At 65.8% G+C, this 17,523-nt stretch carries 23 protein-coding genes; 15 read left to right on the plus strand and 8 right to left on the minus strand.

Translation table 11 applies throughout. The features are described 5' to 3' along the window. A partial coding sequence (locus tag ACO1BU_RS05595) for a hypothetical protein (RefSeq protein ID WP_424134931.1) occupies positions 1-188 on the minus strand: 188 nt, incomplete at its 3' end. A gap of 230 nt (positions 189-418) precedes the next feature. Between ACO1BU_RS05595 and ACO1BU_RS05600 the strand changes: the two genes are divergently transcribed. Next, positions 419-700 carry a site-specific integrase gene (locus ACO1BU_RS05600; protein WP_424134932.1) on the plus strand — a complete coding sequence of 94 codons (282 nt, stop codon included), beginning with the start codon at positions 419-421 and terminating at the stop codon, positions 698-700. Continuing rightward, the gene (locus ACO1BU_RS05605; protein ID WP_424134933.1) at positions 697-849 is read left to right on the plus strand and encodes a hypothetical protein; all 153 of its coding nucleotides are present in this window, start codon (positions 697-699) and stop codon (positions 847-849) included. The genes ACO1BU_RS05600 and ACO1BU_RS05605 overlap by 4 nt, the downstream gene beginning before the upstream one ends. Positions 850-990: 141 nt before the next feature. On the opposite strand, the gene ACO1BU_RS05610 is transcribed toward ACO1BU_RS05605, so the two are convergent. The 3 genes from ACO1BU_RS05610 to ACO1BU_RS05620 form a co-directional block, all read right to left on the minus strand. Further along, complete coding sequence (locus ACO1BU_RS05610; protein WP_424134934.1) at positions 991-1,386, minus strand: hypothetical protein; 396 nt, start codon at positions 1,384-1,386, stop codon at positions 991-993. A gap of 633 nt (positions 1,387-2,019) precedes the next feature. Continuing rightward, on the minus strand, positions 2,020-2,736 hold the full coding sequence (locus ACO1BU_RS05615) for an SOS response-associated peptidase (RefSeq protein ID WP_424134935.1): 717 nt from the start codon (positions 2,734-2,736) through the stop codon (positions 2,020-2,022). Between the two features lie 458 nt (positions 2,737-3,194). Next, positions 3,195-3,662 carry a MarR family winged helix-turn-helix transcriptional regulator gene (locus tag ACO1BU_RS05620; protein ID WP_424134936.1) on the minus strand — a complete coding sequence of 156 codons (468 nt, stop codon included), beginning with the start codon at positions 3,660-3,662 and terminating at the stop codon, positions 3,195-3,197. Between the two features lie 57 nt (positions 3,663-3,719). Here ACO1BU_RS05620 and ACO1BU_RS05625 point away from each other — a divergent pair, with 57 nt between their 5' ends. Then, on the plus strand, positions 3,720-4,151 hold the full coding sequence (locus ACO1BU_RS05625; protein ID WP_424134937.1) for a cupin domain-containing protein: 432 nt from the start codon (positions 3,720-3,722) through the stop codon (positions 4,149-4,151). Positions 4,152-4,397: 246 nt separating this feature from the next. Continuing rightward, positions 4,398-5,156: a LysR substrate-binding domain-containing protein gene (locus ACO1BU_RS37740; RefSeq protein WP_481133212.1), complete on the plus strand. Its 759-nt coding sequence runs from the start codon at positions 4,398-4,400 to the stop codon at positions 5,154-5,156. On the opposite strand, the gene ACO1BU_RS05630 is transcribed toward ACO1BU_RS37740, so the two are convergent. The 3 genes from ACO1BU_RS05630 to ACO1BU_RS05640 form a co-directional block, all read right to left on the minus strand. Beyond that, positions 5,070-6,059, minus strand: coding sequence for a Bug family tripartite tricarboxylate transporter substrate binding protein (locus ACO1BU_RS05630; RefSeq protein WP_424134938.1), 990 nt, complete (start codon positions 6,057-6,059; stop codon positions 5,070-5,072). The two genes, ACO1BU_RS37740 and ACO1BU_RS05630, sit on opposite strands and share 87 nt — an antisense overlap. A 235-nt stretch (positions 6,060-6,294) precedes the next feature. Continuing rightward, positions 6,295-6,969, minus strand: coding sequence for an aspartate/glutamate racemase family protein (locus tag ACO1BU_RS05635; RefSeq protein WP_424134939.1), 675 nt, complete (start codon positions 6,967-6,969; stop codon positions 6,295-6,297). A gap of 116 nt (positions 6,970-7,085) precedes the next feature. Then, positions 7,086-8,129: a LacI family DNA-binding transcriptional regulator gene (locus ACO1BU_RS05640; protein WP_424134940.1), complete on the minus strand. Its 1,044-nt coding sequence runs from the start codon at positions 8,127-8,129 to the stop codon at positions 7,086-7,088. Positions 8,130-8,302: 173 nt separating this feature from the next. Here ACO1BU_RS05640 and ACO1BU_RS05645 point away from each other — a divergent pair, with 173 nt between their 5' ends. From ACO1BU_RS05645 to ACO1BU_RS05680, 8 genes are all read left to right on the plus strand, one after another. After that, a complete protein-coding gene (locus tag ACO1BU_RS05645; protein WP_424134941.1) occupies positions 8,303-9,652 on the plus strand; it encodes an alpha-hydroxy acid oxidase in 1,350 nt (449 codons plus the stop codon). Between the two features lie 21 nt (positions 9,653-9,673). Beyond that, on the plus strand, positions 9,674-10,381 hold the full coding sequence (locus tag ACO1BU_RS05650) for a molybdate ABC transporter substrate-binding protein (RefSeq protein WP_424134942.1): 708 nt from the start codon (positions 9,674-9,676) through the stop codon (positions 10,379-10,381). 13 nt (positions 10,382-10,394) lie between these two features. Further along, complete coding sequence (otnI, locus tag ACO1BU_RS05655; protein ID WP_424134943.1) at positions 10,395-11,177, plus strand: 2-oxo-tetronate isomerase; 783 nt, start codon at positions 10,395-10,397, stop codon at positions 11,175-11,177. A gap of 1,079 nt (positions 11,178-12,256) precedes the next feature. After that, entirely contained in the window at positions 12,257-12,427 is a 171-nt protein-coding gene (locus tag ACO1BU_RS05660; RefSeq protein WP_424134944.1) for a hypothetical protein, read from the plus strand. Between the two features lie 9 nt (positions 12,428-12,436). Further along, positions 12,437-12,622 carry a hypothetical protein gene (locus ACO1BU_RS05665; protein ID WP_424134945.1) on the plus strand — a complete coding sequence of 62 codons (186 nt, stop codon included), beginning with the start codon at positions 12,437-12,439 and terminating at the stop codon, positions 12,620-12,622. A gap of 74 nt (positions 12,623-12,696) precedes the next feature. Continuing rightward, on the plus strand, positions 12,697-12,981 hold the full coding sequence (locus ACO1BU_RS05670) for a hypothetical protein (protein ID WP_424134946.1): 285 nt from the start codon (positions 12,697-12,699) through the stop codon (positions 12,979-12,981). A gap of 841 nt (positions 12,982-13,822) precedes the next feature. After that, positions 13,823-13,960 carry a hypothetical protein gene (locus ACO1BU_RS05675; protein ID WP_424134947.1) on the plus strand — a complete coding sequence of 46 codons (138 nt, stop codon included), beginning with the start codon at positions 13,823-13,825 and terminating at the stop codon, positions 13,958-13,960. A gap of 173 nt (positions 13,961-14,133) precedes the next feature. After that, positions 14,134-14,415, plus strand: coding sequence for a hypothetical protein (locus ACO1BU_RS05680; protein ID WP_424134948.1), 282 nt, complete (start codon positions 14,134-14,136; stop codon positions 14,413-14,415). A 295-nt stretch (positions 14,416-14,710) separates the two neighbouring features. On the opposite strand, the gene ACO1BU_RS05685 is transcribed toward ACO1BU_RS05680, so the two are convergent. Further along, entirely contained in the window at positions 14,711-15,040 is a 330-nt protein-coding gene (locus ACO1BU_RS05685) for a transposase (RefSeq protein ID WP_424134949.1), read from the minus strand. 244 nt (positions 15,041-15,284) lie between these two features. Here ACO1BU_RS05685 and arsC point away from each other — a divergent pair, with 244 nt between their 5' ends. The 3 genes from arsC to ACO1BU_RS05700 all read left to right on the plus strand — a co-directional run bounded on the left by arsC (position 15,285) and on the right by ACO1BU_RS05700 (position 17,329). Then, on the plus strand, positions 15,285-15,722 hold the full coding sequence (arsC, locus tag ACO1BU_RS05690) for an arsenate reductase (glutaredoxin) (RefSeq protein ID WP_424134950.1): 438 nt from the start codon (positions 15,285-15,287) through the stop codon (positions 15,720-15,722). A gap of 110 nt (positions 15,723-15,832) precedes the next feature. Then, positions 15,833-16,201, plus strand: a complete 369-nt coding sequence (locus ACO1BU_RS05695) for a hypothetical protein (protein ID WP_424134951.1) — start codon at positions 15,833-15,835, stop codon at positions 16,199-16,201. Between the two features lie 315 nt (positions 16,202-16,516). Beyond that, positions 16,517-17,329, plus strand: a complete 813-nt coding sequence (locus tag ACO1BU_RS05700; protein ID WP_424134952.1) for a hypothetical protein — start codon at positions 16,517-16,519, stop codon at positions 17,327-17,329. Positions 17,330-17,523: the final 194 nt, after the last annotated feature.

A 17,523-nucleotide genomic window follows, 5' to 3' on the forward strand; every position in this document is an offset into this window, starting at 1 on the left:
TCCTGATTGTCGCGCCGTCCCGGAAATCTCTTGCGCCCGTGTCGCTCCGCGGCAATCATCCAGCCGCCGCGACCACAGACTCTCATCCTGATTGTCGCGCTGCTCGCATCCAGATTGTCGCGCCATATGGCGGGGGCCGGCCGCGCCCCTTCGGGCATCCGGCAGGCGATTTGGGCGATCGGCACCATGCACCGCGCCGCCGGGGTGGAAGATCCCACCCGGGCAAAGGTGGCCCGCCTGGCACTCAAGCGCATGGCCCGAGTTGCAGGCACCCGCCAGCGTCAGGCCGCGCCGCTGGTGGATGATGACCCGTGCCTGGCGATCCGGGCAGCAGGCCCCTTCCCGCGCCACGCTTCGGAATCTCGCTCTCATGCTAGTAATGCGGGATCTCCTAGCCCGCCGATCGGAAGCTGTCGCCTTGGACGTGTCACACCTTGCCTTCGCCAAGGATGGCAGCGCCACGGGTCTGATCGCGCGCAGCAAAACAGACCAGGAGGGCCAGGGCGAGGTGCGGTGGCTCTCGCCGCGCACTGTCACCCATCTGCGCCGCTGGCTGGACTCTGCCGGGATCACGGGGGGTGCCATCTTCCGCAGCGTCAACAAGGCGGGCGGGGTCGGGGGACGCCTTCCGGCGGCGGACGTGCCGCGCATCCTCAAGTGCGTCGCTACCCTCGCCGGTACAGCGCTCGCGTCGGCATGACGCAGGATCTGGCCGCCAACGGCGCCGAGCTGCCAGCGATCATGCAGGCCGGGCGGCGGAAGTCGCCCACCGCGCCAGCGCGTTACGCGGAGAGGATGGTGGCCAGCCGCGGGGCGGTGGCGCGCTTCTATGAGGGGCGGCGAGACTGAAGAGATGTTCCTGAATGATGCAGTGTTGCGGGCGGGCTGGTATGCGAAAATACGGGCGAACTGGAGAAGGAAGCCCGGTAATGGGCGGCGTACCTGGGTGGGAGAATGTCAAGGGGCAGCACTAACGCAACCCTTGGCCACCTAAGGCTGGGTGGGAGAGTCCTGCGGCAGAGCCGCATCGAATTCATCAACTTCCGACTTGAGATCTTTGCATGCAGCGAGCGAGTGAGCCTTGGCTTCCTGGGCCGCGGCTATGACCGCACCAGCAGCAAGCGACGCGCCATCGATTGGGGCTGCGCCTCCGGGCATCCTGCTTACCGCTTGCACAATCAGTGCTGTCACCTTGGCCTGCTGCACCTTCTCCCACTCTGCCGTGCGAAGACCGCAGGCTCGTGCCTGAGCAGACAGCCGAAGGTATCCGACATAGGCCTCGATGTTGGTAAGGGCGGTCACGGCAGGCGCTTCCCTCTGAGCGTCTTGAGCCTGGGCGCTGATGCTGAGCATAGCTACGGTGATGGCTAGAGCGATGCGGCGCATGGGATCGTGATTCCAAGTGTATGGGCTGTAACGAGCCAATCGCCTTCGCGTCGCAAGGTAGAGGCTAGGTGCTCATCCTAAGACGCTATAGAGCTAGCGTACCGGCATATTTGCCGCACAAGGCGCCCCCACGGCCATGGCCCCCTAATTGCGCTGCGGGACCGGATGAGGCTGGACCTTATCGACCGCCATACCGGCGACTTGATCCCGTCGCAGTTTTGCCCGGTCCCAGGCGTTACCTGAGTATGGAGACGAGGCAGAGTCGGCATTTCGCCGCCTCCATCGCTCTCCACCGAGGTTGTCATGACCCCTCGCTCCTGGACTGCCCGTGCTTTCGCGCTTTCAGTCCTAGGCGCCTCGCTGGCTGGCTGCGTTGGCTATCACGGATCCTATGGCGGCCCCGGCTATGGTGGCGGGTACGGGTCCCGCCCCTACGCCTACTCCGGCTCAGGCTGGAGCGGCAGAGGGTATGGTGGCGGGGGTGGGTACGGCAGCTATGGCCATCGAGGCGGCGGTTACGGCGGCGGCTGGCGCGGCGGCTGGCGCGGTGGTTAAGGGCTGCTTGGTTAGGAGCGGCCAAACTACCAAGGCCTGACCTGCGCCGATCCGGCCGACCGATGCTGGGCGGCGAGGCTAAAGCAAGCTGCCTTGCGCCGGCTTCTCCTTGGCTGAGGTCGGATCACTGTCGTCAGGGTCAGGCAACTCGGGCTTACCCCGCGCGACCACCTTGAGCATGCCGTCCGGAAGCGGTCGCTGCAGCTCCTTCGCGACACCCCAGGGCGCGGTCATCCAGGTCTCGAACTCGTCCGGAGCGGTGAGGATCACCGGCATCGCCTTTGGGTGGACCGGCTCCACCTCCGCGTTCGGCTCGGTAGTCAGGAAGGCGAAGAGGGCGGTGGTTACCTCACCCTCTTTCACCTTGCGGACAGAGGCCCACTGTGGGGTCCAGATCCCGGCGAAGAACATCAGCGGCCGGTCATCGGCAAGCGCAAACCAGGCCGGGACGGACTTCCCGTCCGGATGGCGCTCCGGCTCGCTAAAGGCAGTCAGCGGCACCAGGCAGCGGTGTTCCGGGGATAGCCAGCGCCGCCAGTGCGGCGAGGAGGTGTTCCGCACATTGGTGACACCTGGGTCGGTCTTCTTGCCTTGGAGGGCGAAGGCGGGGCTGGGCATGCCCCATCGCGCCATGGCCAGCTCGCGTACACCGTCCGCGGCCGTCCTGACGATCGGGGCGGGGTAATCGGGGTAGATGCCTGGCAGGGACGGCAAGTTCCCCACCAGGTCCCGCTCGTAGCGGGTCGCATCGCGGATTGCGCGCTGGTTAGTCCTGGCTGTGTAGAGATTGCACATGGCCCGGAGGGTAGCGTCGGGGCCAGCACAAGGACCATCCGACTCGAACGAGAACCGCCCGCCACGGCAGGGGCTGCGGGCAAGAAGGATCGTGGCACCATCAACAACAATTCAGGCACTGGGCGGGGTCATCATACAAGGCAGGCTGCCACCGCCCGACCAGACCGCCAACCTGACAACGCCGGCCCAACTGCCGGCAGAGTTTACGATCGCAGGTTACGCAGATCTTACCTCGTCGACCGATACACTTTCTGCAGCGCAGCCAGACGACGACGTTCGACCTCCTGCGCCATGCTGCTGTCGGCCATTCTGTTGAAAAAGGCCGTGAGGTTGGGCTGGAGCCCTGTTCAGTTCCCCCTTCAGGGAGGGCCGGTCCATGATGGGCGAGCGGCAAGTCGGGCAGGAGGCACTCTTCTTCGGTTAAGGATGCGCCCGCGGTTCCAGGGGGTGAGCGCCCACTACTCTTTTGCGGCGAGGCGGCGCAGCACGTCCATGAAGTCGCCGAAGCGCTCCGGCCCGATCTCCTCGGCCCACTCCGCCTGCAGGTCGCGCATGCAGGCGAAGATCACCTCTCCCACCCGCCAGCCCCGGTCGGTGAGATGGACAAGACGCCGGTCGCCGCCCTCTGCGGCGCGGCGCTCCAGGTAACCGAGCGCCTCCATCTGCGTGATGAGATAGTTCGTCGCTTGCCGCGACATTCCAATCCGGCGCGCGAGTTCCGACGGCCTAACTCCTTCGGGTAATGGGTAGGAGAACACGGGCAGGTGCGCATCCTGAAGGTCAGTGAAGCCAGCCGCCCGGATCTCCTCGTCGAGGCGGTCTCGGACGCGCCGCCAGCACAGGCGCAGCAGGGCACCGAGGAAAGGGGGAGCGCCCTCCGCGACCTCACCAGCCCGGCCGGCGACGGAGATTTCGCTTGCCTTCATCGTAAAGTCGCTTTACCTCTTGCTTCGTAAAGTCACTTTACGATGGAGGAAGGCAAGATGGAAGTGTCGAGCGGCAATGTCGTCCGGATCGGCGCCCTGGAACTGCGGTTCCTGGTCGATGAGACACAGGGCTCGGGTGACCTTGTGATGTTCGAATTCGCAGTGCCGTCGAAGGCGCGGGTGCCGGCGCCGCACTACCATCGGGAGGTGGATGAGGCCGTCTATGGCCTGGCGGGCACGCTCACCATGACCGTCAATGGTCGGAAGCAGGAGGTTCGCCCCGGTGACGTCGCGTTCATCCCGCGTGGAAGCGTGCACCACCACGAGAACCTGCACGAGGGAACCGCACGGGTGCTGATCGTGCTGACACCCGGCTCCATCGGCCGGCGCTACTTCGAGGAGTTAGCAGAGGCGGTGAATGTCCCGGGCAAGCCCGACCTGACAATAGTGCAGGAGGTCATGCTCCGCCACGGCCTTATTCCCGCCTAACCCAACATCCTGGCTCGGCGTCGGGTCAGGCAGGTCGAGGGGGCCGTGAATAGCCGCCCCGGCACACCTCACCCTGCTCAGGGCACCCGCAAGGGGTTTCGCCTTGATAACCGCTTCCGCGTTTTACCTTCCCCAAAGCAGACCTGCTGCTTCCGGCCAGCTCCGGTCACGGCCGCTGTGCGCCCATTCCGGTCACCGGCTGAGCTCATCGGACTTCCTGAAAGGAGACATCGTCGGCCTTCAAACATGATCCTTTGTGAGGAGAAGCGCGATCCTTCTGAGCTGGCAGGCCGGCGAAGCGATCCGCCATCTAGGCAACAGCGAGCTGGGCCGTGCCGAGGGTTGCCAAACTGTGTCTCATTCTGCCGCCACGCACTGGTGGAAGAGCTCGATGCCGCGATAATCGTGCAGCCGGACTTTGCGCTGCCGAAGAGCTGCGGCTGCCGTCTGATGCGGGAGGAGCTGCTGGCGGTACTGGCACCAGGGACGAGACGGGGCGCCGCCCCGCAAGCGCCCATTCCGGGCGGACGCCTAGCTGACCGTAGCTTGCGCGAGACGCATCTGTTTCCGCGTGAGCGCTATGAACTGGATGCGCTGGACGCCATCGCCGTGCTGGTCGACCAAGGCTCGGGCGTTTCCCTCGTGCTGGACTGGGCACCGCCCTGGCCGGCAGGGATCGACGTCGCCAAGCTGGCGCTGCCGCGGCCGTTTCCCCATCGCCGCATCGGGGGCCTCTGGCGAAGGAGCACTGCTGGGACCCGGCTTGTGAAAGCCGCTACTTGTGCATCACTCGCCGAAGCCAGATGCCCGACATGCGCCAGGCATTCTCTGCAGCCTGATGCCCCCGCGGCAGCGGAAGAATCGAGGCCGCCGCAGGAACGGAGCCGCAGCCCTTGCCGCGGCCCAGGACCCCATAGATTATTCGTCCCGCCAGGGCGCCTTCTGCCAGAGATGCTGCAGGTGAGTTTCGGCTTCCATCACTTGCTTCCGGAAGTCGTCGCCTAGCACAGGGACCACGGGCAGCCCCACGCGCTGCGCATCGGCCTTGAAGCCCGGCGACTCCATCGCGGCGCCGAAAGCCGTGATCAGGCGCTCGCGGATGTCGTCCGGGGTCCCGGGCGGGGCGATGATGCCGCGCTGGGAGCCGGCGACGAGGTCAAAGCCCTGCTCCTTGAAGGTCTGCACATCCTTCATCAGGGGGATGCGGTCCGCCGAGGCGACCCCGAGAGCCCGTAGGCGCCCGTCGCTTAGGCCAGGAAGGCCCTCCGTCATGTTGAAGCAGCCGACATCGATATGGCCGCCCAGGAGGGCCGTCTGCATCGGGGCGAAGCCGTTGAAGGGCACGTGGTTGAACTGCACGCCCGGCGCCATCTGCTGAAGCTGGACGATCAGGAGGTGGTCGTCGGACCCAATGCCCGTGGTGCCGACGGAGACCGCACCCCTCGACGCCTTCGCGGCATCCAGCATCTTCGGCAGGCTCTGGAAGGGCGAGTTCCCGGCTACCCACAGGCCACCCGGATCCTGCACGACGTTGGCGATGTACACGAAGCGCTTGGCGTCGTACCGGACGCGGCGCTCAAGCGGCATGCTCATTAAGGTCGGCATCACCGAGGCACAGAGCGTGTAGCCGTCAGGGCGGGCGGCGTAGGCGACCTCCGTCCCGAGCTGGCTGGCGGCACCCGGCCGGTTCTCGACCACGATGCGAAGCTCCGGGATCTGCTGCTGCACGTGGGGCGCGATCATGCGGACCATCTGGTCCACGCCGCCGCCCGGCGCGTGCGGCACGATGATAGTGATGGGCCGCTCGCGCGGCCAGTTATTGCCCTGCGCCAGGGCGGGGCGGCCCAGCGCGGGCGCTGCCAGAGTTGCCAGCGCAGCAGCGGACAGGGAGCGTCTCGTCAGGTTCAAAGCCGTTTCCTCCAATTTGATTGAGCCCGCGCTGGGTGACGCAGGCAGTCTGCCTTCGGTTGTGGGGCGACAGATCCGGAACGGGGCGGGTGGAAAATGGCCACCCGCTTCAGCTAGCCGAACGTCGCCTTAGCTTGCTGACGCGGGTCGGGTCGAGGAAGCCCAGACAGAAGTGCCCGGCGTGATCAGCACTCGCGCTGGTGAAGTCGTCGGCGATGACCCCGAGCAGCATGGATCAGGTCCCGGCCTTCGCGCCGGCCATGACCATCTCCCGCATGGCGTCCACCGCCGCGTCGGGTGCTGTCAGCACAGGAACATTCACCACGGCCCGCACCGCCTCTGCCGCGCGGGAGGTGGAGAAATGGGCCAGCATGATGGCATCCTGGTCGGCCAGCTCCGGCGCACGCTCGGCGACAAGCCGGTTGTGGCTCTCGACGTCGCCGCCCTTCAGCAGCGCGATGGCACGGTCCACCAACACGGTTTTCAGCGCGGCCTGGCTGTCGCTGCTGGCGACGAACTCGTCGAACTCGTCCGTCATGGTGCCCACGGCGGGCCCGAAGGTGGCGAGCATCCCGATCCGCCGGCCGCTAGCGATGGCCGCGCGGAACATTGCCTCGTTCGGCTTCAGCACGGGGATCGGAAGGGAGGCGGCCAGCCTGTCGATGGCCGGGCCGAAAGCGGAGCAGGTGACGAGAATGCCGTCCGCGCCCATGCGGTAGCCATAGGTTCCGAAGGCCACGAAGCGGTCGATCATTGCCTCGGACAGGTCGTCCTCACGCGCACGGTCGATGGAGAGGCCGTCATCGAGGAGGTTGACCGTCTCCGCCTCTGGCCAGCGGGCAGCAAAGGCGGACTGGATCGGGGCCATGGCCACGGGGGTAGCGTGAAGCAGGACTATCCGGGGCGGCATGGCCTCAACCTCGCGATCAGGGACGTTCGGACGGTGGCCCCCGAAGGTTAACCGCCTCTCTGGTTCGCCCGACACATGCCCTTAATATTTGATCCTTGCAACCGCTTTCAGAAAGTCTAACCAGGCTTGCGGGGCGGGGCCGTGCTGCCGCGCAAGATCAACTCGGCGTCGATTTCGGTGAGCCGCACGGCCGGTCGGCCGGCCATCCGGGCCACCAGGTAGTCCGCCGCGGCGCGCCCTATCTCGGCAGGGTGTATGCGCAGTGTGGTGAGCGAGGGATCCAGGAAAGGGGCGTAGTCCGCGTCGTTGAAGCCTATCACGGAGAGATCGCCGGGCAGTTCCATGCCCCGCCCCCTGGCCTCGATCATGACGCCAAAGGCAATCTGGTCCGTGCCGCAGATCACGGCCGTCGGCGGCGCCTCATCCGATGAGAGCATCTGCCGCAGGGCGTCCCGCCCAGCCGCGATGCCGTAGGCGTGAACCTCGATGTCGTGCTCCGGCCGCAGCGCCAGGCCCCGCGCGGTCAGGGCATCCACGATGCCCTGCAGACGCGCCCCGCCACGGTCGTTCTCACGCCGGGTACCGGTGACGGCACCTATCCGGCGGTGACCAATATCCAAGAGGTAGTTGGCGGCGCGCATGCCGGCCGCGCGGTTGTCGAACCCCACGCAGGCCCGCTCCTGCGAGAGGCTGAAGGTCTGCACCAACGGCATGCGTTGGCGCTCGATCCTTTCCAGCAGGGCCGGGCGATGGATATCGCCCACCAGCATCAGCCCATCGATGCCGCGGTCCAGCAAGAATCCTGCTTCCCGCAGCTCGTCGTCCAGATCGTAGCCGGCATGGCTCAGGAGAAGGGTGTAGCCCGCGCGGCGGAGCCCCTCCTGGAAGGCGGAGAGGGCCCGGATGAAGACCTCGTTCTCCATGTTCGGCATTACGGCGCCGACCGCCATGAACCGGCGTGTGGAGAGGGCCCGCGCGGCACCATTGGCCACGAAGCCCAGCTCCTGTGCGGCCCGCAGCACCGCCGCCTTCTTGTCGGCCCGGACCTGGGCAGTGCCGCTGAAGACACGCGACACGGTGGAGGTGGACACGCCGGCCCGAAGGGCCACGTCCCTGGCAACCGGGGGCCTGCCCATCTCGTCCTGCGAGGCTTCGGACATGGCGGCTGCTCCCTTACCGGCCCCTCCGGCGTGTTGACGGTGGTTGGTCCTCATGCTTCTTTGAAACCGCTTTCAAGTCATCTGCCAACCAGTGATCGCGCGCCCGAAGCGCATCGATAGCGAGGGTGGAGCCCGGCGGCGGTTCACCGCCATGCCCTCCGAAGGATGTTCTGATGTCCGCATCGCAAGCCCGCCCTGCCCCCGCCCCCAACGCCCTTAATGTGACCGCCGGCCGCGGGGAACTGGTAGAGACGGTCTCGGTGGCCAGCGCTGACGCCACGGCCGCCGGCATCGAGGCGCCAGCCACCGCCGTGCCCCTGGCGACGAGCGTTCAGCGCAGTGCCGAAACTCCGCCGCGGCGCTTCCGAGACCTGCTGGCTCTCGAGGACTTCGAGCGCCATGCGCGGCGGCGCCTTCCGCCCATGATCTTCCAGTATGTCTCCGGCGCAGTGGAAACAGGATCGGCGCTGCGCGGCAACTTCGACTCTTTCAACGACTACGCGCTGGTTCCGCAACTGATGCGCGACACCGCGGCCCGTAGCCAGGCAGTGACGCTGTTCGGCAAGCGCTACGATGCCCCCTTCGGGATCGCCCCGCTGGGCGGCGCGGCCTTCGTGGCCTATCGCGCCGATCTGGTGCTAGCCGCCGCTGCCGCCGTCATGAACGTGCCCATGATCCTCAGCGCCTCCTCCCTCATCCGGCTGGAGGACGTGCAGGCCCGGAACAAGGACGCTTGGTTCCAGGCCTACCTGGCTGGCGACCAGGTGCGCATCGACCGGCTGGTGGATCGTGTGGCCCGCGCTGGGTACGGTACGCTCGTCGTCACGGCGGACACGCCCGTTCTGGGGAACCGGGAGCATAACACGCGGAGCGGCTTCAGTATGCCGATCCGCATCACGCCCCGCGTGGCGATCCAGAGCGCGCTGCACCCACGATGGCTCCTCGGCACGGTGGTGCAGACCTTCCTGCGGCACGGCGCCCCGCATTTCGAGAACACCGAGGCGGAGCGCGGGCCGCCCATGATGTCGCAGAACTCCCTGCGCAACACCACGGCGCGCGACCGGCTGGCCTGGACGCATCTGAAGGCCATCCGCCGGCGCTGGAAGGGCACGTTGCTGGTGAAGGGCCTGCTTGCGCCCGGCGATGCCGCCATGGCGCGGGAATGCGGTGCGGATGGCGTCATCCTCTCCAACCACGGAGGGCGACAGCTGGACCACGCGGTGGCTCCGCTGGACGTGCTGCCCGAGGTGGCGGCGGCCAAGGGCGGGATGAAGGTGATCGTGGACAGCGGCATCCGCCGCGGCACAGACGTGATGAAGGCCATGGCGCTGGGCGCGGACTTCGTGCTGCTCGGCCGCCCCTTCCTTTACGCTGCGGCGCTGGGTGGGGAGGCCGGGGTGCTACACGCCATGCGGATCCTGAAGGAAGAGATCAACCGGGACATGGCGCTGATGGGCCTGAACAGCCTGTCGGAGCTCTCGCCGGACATGCTGCGGCGCCGTGCTGGCCGTGTGACTAGCTGACAAGGGTAGGAAACAGAACGAATGCCGGATACCAACGGGACGCTGCGGCTGAAATGTGCCCTGGTGCTGCGCGAGGCCTTCGACCGGGTGATCGGCCCGGCCTTCGAGGCGGAGGTGGGCTACGCGCCGGAGATCGACTGGACCCCCACCACCGTCATCATGCAGAAGATTGCGGCCGGCGAGCGTGCGGACGCGCTGGTGCTGATCGCGGATTCCATGGACAAGCTCGTCGCGCAGGATCTCGTGGATCCCGCGACGCGGATCGAGGTCGTGGATTCCCGCGTCGGAATCGCGGTGCCGAAGGGGACTCCACATCCGGACATCTCAACCCCCGAAGCGTTTACCCGCACGCTCCTTGAGGCGCGCTCCGTCGCCTACTCCAAGGCCGGGGCCAGCGGCATCTACTTCGAGCGGATGATGGGGTCGCTCGGGATAACCGAAGCAATCAATGCTAAGGCCACGGTGATCCCTGCCGGCTTTACGGCAGAGAAGTTGACCACCGGGGAGGCCGACATTGCCGTGCAGCAGCTGAGCGAGCTCCTTGCCGTGCCGGGGATCGAGATCGTCGGCCCTTTCCCGGACGCGCTGCAGAACGTCACGCACTTCTCCGCCGCCATCATGCGCGACGCGGTCAACCGCGAGGGTGCGGCGCGCTTCCTTGCCATGCTGCGCGAGGAGACGGCCACCGAGGCCTTCCGCGCGAGCGGCCTTGACGTTGTGGTGCGGTAGCCGAGAAGCCGCCATGCCCCGTTTCTGCGCTAACCTGAAATGGCTCTTCACGGAACTGCCGCTGCTTGAGCGGTTCGATGCCGCAGCGCGGGCAGGCTTCGAGGCGGTGGAATACCCCACCCCCTACGAGCAGCCCGCCCCCGTGCTACGGGCGCGGCTGAAGGATTGCGGCCTGCAGCAGATCCTTATCAACACGCCAGCGGGTGACGCCGCTAAGGGCGAGCAGTCCGGGATCGCCTGCCTTCCCGGCCGCCAGGCGGCGTTCCGGGACGACTGGCGGCGAGCGCTGCATTACGCGGACGCTCTGGAATGCAACCTCGTCCACCTCCAGGCCGGGATCCTTCCTCAGGACGTACCACGGGAACTCGCCCACGCTGTCTATGTCGGCAACGTGTTCTGGGCCGTGGAGCAGGCAGCCGCGGCGGGCAAGCGCGTGGTGCTGGAGCCGATCAACCAGCGTGACATCCCCCGCTTCTTCCTCCGCACCCAGGAAGAGGGCGCGGCCATCATAGAGGCGGTGGGACGGGACCGGATCGGTCTGCAGTTCGATCTCTATCACTGCCAGGTGGAGCAGGGCGACCTTACCCGGCGGATGGAAGCGCTGATGCCGGTGATCGACCACATGCAGATCGCCGACAATCCTGGCCGCCATGAACCTGGCACCGGAGAGATCGCCTGGGATTATGTGTTCCGACGCATCGACGAGCTCGGTTACCAAGGCTGGGTGGGATGCGAGTACAAGCCACTCGGGGGGACGGCTGAAGGGTTATCGTGGCGGGCCCGTTACGGTGTCTGACATCATTAGCCGCTCGAGCAGTTGCTAGGGGCGATAGACAAGCTGCCCTGCGTTGCCACGTAGCCTTCTCGCCAGTCAGACCTAGGAGCGGGGCGATGCTGAGGTGGTGCCCCGGCTCGGCCTCGCGCCGCGCGTCCTCCTCCCTCAGCCTGCAGAAGGGATTGGAGCGCCTGCCGCTCGGCGACCGACGGAACGCAGGCGGAACTGCGGCATAGGCTACAGCCGGCCGCAAATTCCCAATGTACGGGGGTTGCCCTTTTGACCAAGCCCCTTCTTCACGGAGAGGTGGGAGGCATAGAAGAAGGCCCGAAGCTCGTCGCACTGTTCTCGCCAGTTCGTCCGGGCCGCTGCCGTCGCATGGCAAGGCCGCCATCACCGTCCCGCACCGTTACAGGAGATCCCGGACCACAAGGAGCGACTCGTGCGTGGCCGGGTAGGCAGTCGACTACACAAGGGCTTCCGATCAGGTGGGCATGCTCTTTCCGGTGCAAGAGGTAGATTTTGAGTTCGTTCCAAGTCGAGTTCGCCTGTCGACCCGCCAGCGACGAGCGTCTACTCCTGCGCGGGTAGGCCCCGAAAGCTGCCTGTCTCATTTCGGCCAAGAGCGACCTTTCCAGGCGCTCGGGACACACCTCCCCTGCCCTTCAGATTGTCCCCAGTGCAGAAGGCCTGAGCGGCATCCCGGCCCCATACCGGATCGAGCTCGGCCATATCGCCTGTCTGTACAGCCTATCGGACCCTGTTAGGGGCCCCTGCCCCCTGGACCTGTCACACCAAGGTGCTACACCAAGCCTGAAGCACAGCGCCGAAGGTGCTGGATTACCAATCCATGTCGTTGATCTGGTTGGGAGTCCAGGTTCCCCAGCCACTCCGGCAAAAGTTTCTGATCCCACAGTGAAAGTTGGCGATCGCGCCCACCCGAGGCGGCCAGGCCCGCAGCTGTGACCCATCACTGGGCCACAACGGCGCAGGCCAGTTTGGGTCCAGCCCCGCGCCGAGGCTGTTCTCCCTACCTTACCCCCGCCCCCCTCCTGCGAGGCACAGACCTCACGGGCGGAAATCCGACGGTCCGGCTATCCTTGCGGACGCGCGATCGCGGCACCGCCATCCTCCGGGCGCGGCGGCTGGACGCGCTGCTCGAGAGGACGGCCGCCATGAATGCCCCCGGCACGATCACCGCCGCCCAGTTCGCCGGCCTTGCCCGCGACCACCTTCGTTCCGTGCTGGAGATGGAGCGCGCCCAACGCTAACCAGATCCCGTGCTCGCGCCCGGCGGCGAGGCCGAGGTGGTGCTGGACCCGGCGCTTGCCGATCGCATCTCCGACTTCGTCCTTGCCGCGGAGGCCGCCCCGCCGCGGAAGGACGCCAGCGCCGACCGGGCTGGTCCGGTCCATCATGACGGTGGACCGATCCATCTCCCCAGGCCCTCGCGTTGGCTCTCATAGCCGCAGTTGACGTTGCTTCAGCCCCGCTAAGTCCATACGGCGACTTCCCCTAGCCGCGGCCAGACCCGTCCCAGGTGGCCCTCGGCCGCGCCATAGTGGTGAACCATGCGCTGATCGCGAACGACACCGCTCTGGCCCATGAGGTCGTGACCAGCGTCGCCGCGTCCGCCGGCATCAAGATCACCCCCGAGGTCCGAGCCATCCTCGCGCGCATTGGCCTCCGGGTGCTGCGGGACGTTCTGCGGGACGAGGCGGCGCGAGAAGTGGGCCGCCACAAGGCTGCTCCCGAGATGGAGGCCTCCCTGGCCGTCATCTGTCTCTCGACCACCGCACCACTCGTACCGCGCAGCACGCGATGAAAGCTGGCCCCAATGGCCACATAGACGCCGTCGTCGGCCAGCGACGGGACGATCCACGCCGGGGCCGTATCAGCGAACCGCAGCTCACCGAGGCCGGCGACCGCTTCGCGCTTCCAGGTCTCAAGTTCGGCCGGGTACAGCCCTTGCTCGCGGCACCAGGCGCTACGGGCTGCCTCGTCGATCGCCGCCGTGATGATCACGCCTCCAGGCGAGGCGCCGCAGCCCAGCGCTGGCTCCTGCTTCCGGATCCATCGGCCAAGGCGGTTGCCCGCCGGCGCTCGAGCGTCCCGATGCTGACGCCCACCTCGCGCGACAGAAGCTGACGGAAAGTCCGGGCATCCAGCCTTCTACAGTCCCTTTCGACTGCACCGCGTCGCGACCCGCCCACAGCCAGCCTGTTCAAATTTTTGGCCGGCGCGTGGTTTGTTGCGAACCGGTAGCAGCTAGCCAGGCTCTCGCGAGCCTGGCGGGCTCTCCGCGCCCCTCAATCCGCGCCGCACGGTAGTCGTCACGGCCCCACCAATTCGAGGATAAATCAACGGTTTAAACTATGGACTGGCCCCACACCCCAGCCCCCTGTCACGCCAAGTCACCGCAAAGTAGCGCCTCATTCTGATCCTGCGATCTGCCAGCACCGTCGGCTAAAGTGCGATCAGGTGGCCCAGCCACTAGGCAGTTGGTGCAACGGTGCGCAATTACCCTAAAAGGCTACCGGCCGCCGAGGTGCAATTCATTGCTGGGAACGGCGGGGGCACTGGGCTGAAGTGCGCAAGGCTGGACGCGCTTCCAACAGCACTGAAAGGATTTGAATTTGCGAAAGCCGAACTATAGCCAGGAACGCATGCAGCGCGAGCGGGACAAGACCGCGAAGGCCCAGGCCAAAGAGCAGAAGAGGCAGGAACAGAAGGACGCCAAGCTTGGCGTCTCGCCGGAGCCAGCAGAAGGCGCCAGCGAGGAGGCGAGTGAAGGACGGCGCTGAACCCATGGCTGAGAACGGGGGCGGGGTGCCCCCCGAGAGCCATGAGGCCTGACCGAGGGTTCTCAGGCCGGTAGAAACTTATCCTGAATGACTGTCGTTCGTAACGGATTGTTTCCGGCTGCACCTCCGCGTGTGGTCAGTAACAGCCCGGCGAGCGACAGAGAGGTGACTGCGTGGACGATTTTGCCACCGAGTGGACCTCAAAAGGCGACGGTGCCTGGACGAGGGCGCTCCAGGTCGCCGCTGGCGAGCCACCATTGTTGCTTCGGGTCTCTCCAAGCGATCTGACGGACCGTGGCGACGATCCCTGGCTTTGGGAGGTCGTAGAGGCGGGTAGCGAGGGAGACCCGGAAGAAGGCCAGATCGACGCCGGCAGCATGGCGACCCGGACAGCAGCGATGGAAGCCGCCCTCGATCGCGCCCGAGCTCACATTGCTATCCTGGCCGAGGCGTGAGCACGAATCTGGAGGCTGCGGGCGCAATCTTATGACGAAAACAGTGAAGCACCTGGGATACGGTTGAGGGGATCTGCTGCCGCGGTCACGGCCCGATAAGATCCTTCAGGGGGCCGGGACCGGGACCAGCTCCCGGCTCCCGGCTCCCGGCTCCCTATGCAGGGACTCATTCAGGCCCACTCGCTGACGGTTGCAACGAGAGCGAGGACCGCGATGTCGTTGCTTGCCGGGCATCAGCGCAAAGGCGAGTGGTCGGCCACGATCATCGGCCAAGCAATGGGTAGTCGAGGTGCCGCTACCGCGTGAGCGCCCGACCACTTGGCTCCACTTCCACTTTTCCGCCCGCAGCGGACTGGTGCGCCTTCACGTGAGAACTGTCGGGGTTCAGTTCCTCTGGAACCTCACCTACTACGGCCACCGTCTCAAACACGCGCTGCCACAGCCCGCGCCGGGACCGGCGGTTGGAGTAGTTGTAGACGGTGGTCGGTGGGCCGTAATCGAGCCGCACATCGCCCCAGCGGCGGCCTGTCTTGAACATATGCAGAATGCCGCTGATTACCCGCCGATCATCGGCCTGCGGCTTGCCCGGCCTGCCACGCGGTAGGTGCGGATCGATGGCCGCCAAGCCTCTTCCGAAAGCCAGAACAGACGCGCCATGTCGGCCTCCTGACCGCCCAAACCCGATCATTGCGCGCGGCTGTTTCTGGTTGGATGCAAAGAGACCGACCGGCTTCAAGTATCGCCGCATTGTGTGCACTCTCTCCGGGGTATTCGCGCTAATCTGGGGCATCGAGCGTTCCGCATGGCGGGGCCGCGGGCACCATCGCTCACCGAGGCCTGACGATTGCGAACGGCGAGGAGCACCCTGTGTGACCGTCACGATTTACCATGACCCGGACTGCGAGACGTCGCGCGATGTCCTGGCTCTCATCCGCAATAGCGGCGAGGAACCTCGCATTGTCGGGTACCTCGAGACGCCACCAGCCCGGCAAGAGCTGACCGAACTGGTCCGCCGAATGGGCTTTCCGGTTCGCCAGCTGCTGCGTCGTGAAGAAGCACTGTACGACGAGCTGGGGCTAGACGATGCGGGCCTCACCGATATCGAGCTGATCGACCTCATGGCAAAGCACCCTACTCTTATCAGGGGACCAATTGTGGTGTCTCCGCTCGGCGTGCGCCTGTGCGTGCCGGCGCAGGCGGTCCTGTCCATGCTTCCTGAGGCACAACACGGGGCCTTTTCGAAGGAGAACGGCGAGAGAGTTCTCGACGACCAGGGCCGGCGCGTTGCGCCCGGCCGTTCCGGTTAAGCGCTCGCGAGCTGGTAGCGGTCCAGAGTTCGAACGGATCGCCTACGAGCTGTTCTTTTGTATGATCTATTTACCTCTCAGCCCATCTGGCGAGGCTATTTGGAGGGCGCATGATCCTGTCTCTTGTGTCCTCCGACGAGGGGCCTGCCCTGGCGATCCGCGACCGGGTTCTTCCGATGATCCGTGAACGCGGCGCTCTCGAGATCCAGCGCGCCGCAGTTCGCCTGGTCGCATTGCGGATTGGACCATGGCTGTTTGAGCATTGGACTCCCTTCAATGATTTGTCTTCGGGAGAGGCATCGTCCCCAGGCTATCGGCATGCCCTCGAGCGACAGCACATGACACCAGACCTCACCTACGGCCTTAATGTGTGGCACCGTGGGTCCAAGGTGATGAGTGTTCTCTGGGCGGACAGCGGCGCGTCCCGGGTCGCCGAGTTTACTCGCGGCCCATGGGAAGATGAAGTACTCGCCCTATAATGGGGCATTCGTTGGTTTCGGCGAAGGCAATGTCGTCCGCGCGATCCTCGCTGCGCTTTGTGACCTCTCGCGATTCCCTCAGACCCGGCGCTGTGGCGAAGGGTGCTCCGCCACGATGAGGGCAGCGCTGTCGGCCAGCGGCCTGCCCGCCGGGATCACGCTCCTGCAGCCTTGACGTGGTCCAAGTAGCCGTTGCGCCTCGAATCCTAGCCAGCAGCGCCGGCAACTGCCAGCCTATCTCACCGTGGCCAGCCGAGGTCGCAACTCCTGCGGCACGAGGGTGCTCTGGGCACAGGACATCTTGAGGACGTCGCCATGACCATCATTGTCTCGGTAAAGATCAATGACGGCGTGGTCATGGCTGCCGACAGCGCGGGCTCGATGGGAAGCGGGCAGATCTACACGCATGCGAACAAAATCGCCAATCTGTGCCGCGGGCTGCCGATCGGGGCGATGTCCACCGGATCGGGTGGCATTGGCAATGAGTCCGTTGAGACACTTCTCAAGGATCTGCGGCGGCGCTTTAGCGGGCTTGATCCGGCCCATGCGGACTGGAAGCTCGACCCGGAAAGCTACAAGCTCGGGCAAGTCGCGGAGCGGCTACGCTCCTTCCTCTTTGAGGAGAAGGCCCAGGCCTGTCCGGATCCGACTAATCTTCAACTGCGCATATGTGGCTACTCCGCCGGTCGCCCTTTGGCGGAGGTGTGGGAGGTCAACATGGCGGCCGGTACTTGCCCACCGCCGCGCCAGATCATGGACGAGAGCAGCTTCGGTGTGCTGTGGGATGGGCAGTACGAGGCCCTGAACCGCCTGATCCTCGGCGTTGGGTTCGACATTGGCGGTGCCCTGGTGCGACACGGAATCCCGACCCAGAGCGCCGCCGATCTGCAGGCGACCTTGACCCAAGACCTGTACGCGACGCTCTCGGTCCCCGCGATGCCGATCCAGGATGCAATCGATCTGGCGCGCTTCCTCGTTGAGACCACAATCGGATTCATTCGCTTTGCCGTGTTCCTACCCAAGTCTGTCGGAGGGGCGGTGCAGATTGCCGCAATCACCAAACACGAAGGCTTTCGATGGGTGCAGCGAAAGGACGTGTATCCGGCCAGCCTCAACCAGAGCGATTAAGCCCTTCAGTCGGCGATTGGGGCGCTGGCAACCACTTGCGCCGCGGGGCAGCAAATACAAGGAATGGGGACGGCGAGGCCGGCTCCGCTTGCTGCCTCCCGCTTCTGACCTTCGTGTCCGAAGATGTCCGACGAACGTGACCAGCGGCGCGACCGCAAATCTCGCAGGCGCGGGTCGGACGGTGATATGCTCCG

The organism is Roseomonas chloroacetimidivorans (assembly GCF_049629625.1).
Taxonomy (GTDB): Bacteria; Pseudomonadota; Alphaproteobacteria; order Acetobacterales; family Acetobacteraceae; genus Roseomonas; species Roseomonas chloroacetimidivorans.

What these genes read in the sequence shown, in the direction of transcription:
- ACO1BU_RS05605 (WP_424134933.1), top strand. Translation starts at nt 697, where the DNA reads ATGACGCAGGATCTGGCCGCCAACGGCGCCGAGCTGCCAGCGATCATG.
- ACO1BU_RS05610 (WP_424134934.1), bottom strand. Translation starts at nt 1,386, where the DNA reads ATGCGCCGCATCGCTCTAGCCATCACCGTAGCTATGCTCAGCATCAGC.
- ACO1BU_RS05615 (WP_424134935.1), bottom strand. Translation starts at nt 2,736, where the DNA reads ATGTGCAATCTCTACACAGCCAGGACTAACCAGCGCGCAATCCGCGAT.
- ACO1BU_RS05620 (WP_424134936.1), bottom strand. Translation starts at nt 3,662, where the DNA reads ATGAAGGCAAGCGAAATCTCCGTCGCCGGCCGGGCTGGTGAGGTCGCG.
- ACO1BU_RS05625 (WP_424134937.1), top strand. Translation starts at nt 3,720, where the DNA reads ATGGAAGTGTCGAGCGGCAATGTCGTCCGGATCGGCGCCCTGGAACTG.
- ACO1BU_RS37740 (WP_481133212.1), top strand. Translation starts at nt 4,398, where the DNA reads ATGATCCTTTGTGAGGAGAAGCGCGATCCTTCTGAGCTGGCAGGCCGG.
- ACO1BU_RS05635 (WP_424134939.1), bottom strand. Translation starts at nt 6,969, where the DNA reads ATGCCGCCCCGGATAGTCCTGCTTCACGCTACCCCCGTGGCCATGGCC.
- ACO1BU_RS05640 (WP_424134940.1), bottom strand. Translation starts at nt 8,129, where the DNA reads ATGTCCGAAGCCTCGCAGGACGAGATGGGCAGGCCCCCGGTTGCCAGG.
- ACO1BU_RS05645 (WP_424134941.1), top strand. Translation starts at nt 8,303, where the DNA reads ATGTCCGCATCGCAAGCCCGCCCTGCCCCCGCCCCCAACGCCCTTAAT.
- ACO1BU_RS05650 (WP_424134942.1), top strand. Translation starts at nt 9,674, where the DNA reads ATGCCGGATACCAACGGGACGCTGCGGCTGAAATGTGCCCTGGTGCTG.
- otnI (WP_424134943.1), top strand. Translation starts at nt 10,395, where the DNA reads ATGCCCCGTTTCTGCGCTAACCTGAAATGGCTCTTCACGGAACTGCCG.
- ACO1BU_RS05675 (WP_424134947.1), top strand. Translation starts at nt 13,823, where the DNA reads ATGCAGCGCGAGCGGGACAAGACCGCGAAGGCCCAGGCCAAAGAGCAG.
- ACO1BU_RS05695 (WP_424134951.1), top strand. Translation starts at nt 15,833, where the DNA reads ATGATCCTGTCTCTTGTGTCCTCCGACGAGGGGCCTGCCCTGGCGATC.
- ACO1BU_RS05700 (WP_424134952.1), top strand. Translation starts at nt 16,517, where the DNA reads ATGACCATCATTGTCTCGGTAAAGATCAATGACGGCGTGGTCATGGCT.